Genomic DNA, 230 nt, shown 5'->3' with positions numbered 1-230 from the left:
ATGAGGGCTTCGCGCACGGCGCGGAGCAATGACGGTACGCTGTCGCTGATCCCTACAGCGCGCATACAAGCAGGTAACCAGCGGCAACGCCACCCACGCTAACCAGGAGCACCGGATGTCCAGCACTCTTGATCTCGACCGCTATTTCAGGCGTATCGGCTATACGGGGCCGCAGGCCGCGACGCTCGATGTGTTGCGCGAGCTGCAACGCCTCCATCCGCTGTCGATCC

At 63.0% G+C, this 230-nt stretch carries 1 pseudogene; it reads left to right on the top strand.

Going from position 1 to position 230, the window contains the following annotated elements:
* Window positions 1–115 precede the first annotated feature (115 nt).
* Window positions 116–230: pseudogene (locus SB753_RS42165) on the top strand (arylamine N-acetyltransferase); the annotation flags it as partial.

This window comes from Paraburkholderia sp. SIMBA_053, assembly GCF_046534895.1.
Lineage (GTDB): Bacteria > Pseudomonadota > Gammaproteobacteria > Burkholderiales > Burkholderiaceae > Paraburkholderia > Paraburkholderia caledonica.
This window is presented reverse-complemented; position numbering and strand designations above follow the sequence as displayed.